The sequence below is a fragment of the Hydrogenophaga sp. T2 genome (assembly GCF_049843535.1).
Classification (GTDB): Bacteria; Pseudomonadota; Gammaproteobacteria; order Burkholderiales; family Burkholderiaceae_C; genus Hydrogenophaga; species Hydrogenophaga crocea.
The window spans coordinates 1-1,064 of the sequence record NZ_JBBHZJ010000021.1 but is presented as its reverse complement, the minus strand read 5'-3'; the positions used below and the strand labels follow the sequence as shown (position 1 = coordinate 1,064).

Below are 1,064 nucleotides of genomic sequence, written 5' to 3'. Positions count from 1 at the left end.
ATGGCAAAAGAGAAATTCGAGCGGACCAAGCCGCACGTGAACGTGGGCACGATTGGTCACGTGGACCACGGCAAGACGACGCTGACGGCGGCGATCACGACGGTGCTGGCGGCCAAGTTCGGTGGTGCTGCCAAGGCGTACGACCAGATCGACGCGGCTCCGGAAGAAAAAGCGCGCGGCATCACGATCAACACCGCGCACGTGGAATACGAGACGGCCAACCGCCACTACGCGCACGTGGACTGCCCGGGCCACGCCGACTACGTGAAGAACATGATCACCGGCGCCGCCCAGATGGACGGCGCGATCCTGGTGTGCTCGGCCGCTGACGGCCCGATGCCCCAGACCCGCGAGCACATCCTGCTGGCGCGTCAGGTGGGCGTGCCCTACATCATCGTGTTTCTGAACAAGTGCGACATGGTCGACGACGCCGAGCTGCTCGAGCTCGTCGAGATGGAAGTGCGCGAACTGCTGAGCAAGTACGACTTCCCTGGCGACGACACCCCGATCGTGAAGGGCTCGGCCAAGCTGGCGCTCGAAGGCGACAAGGGCGACCTGGGCGAGCAGGCCATCATGCGCCTGGCCGACGCGCTGGACAGCTACATCCCCACCCCGGAGCGTGCCGTGGACGGCGCCTTCCTGATGCCGGTGGAAGACGTGTTCTCGATCTCGGGTCGCGGCACCGTGGTGACCGGCCGTATCGAGCGTGGCGTGATCAAGGTCGGCGAAGAAATCGAGATCGTGGGTATTGCGGCGACGCAAAAGACCACCTGCACGGGCGTGGAGATGTTCCGCAAGCTGCTCGACCAGGGTCAGGCCGGCGACAACGTGGGTATCCTGCTGCGCGGCACCAAGCGCGAAGAAGTGCAGCGCGGCCAGGTGCTGTGCAAGCCGGGCTCGATCAAGCCGCACACGCACTTCACGGGTGAGGTGTACGTGCTGAGCAAGGACGAGGGCGGCCGTCACACGCCGTTCTTCAACAACTACCGTCCGCAGTTCTACTTCCGCACGACCGACGTCACGGGCTCGATCGAGCTGCCGAAAGACAAAGAGATGGTCATGCC

Annotated in this window: 1 protein-coding gene; it reads left to right on the top strand. The window is 64.5% G+C overall.

Annotation, left to right across the window (positions count from 1 at the left end; genetic code table 11):
- Nucleotides 1-1,064: elongation factor Tu (gene tuf / locus WDZ95_RS22225; RefSeq protein WP_425781705.1), on the top strand; the 1,064-nt coding region annotated here is incomplete at its 3' end.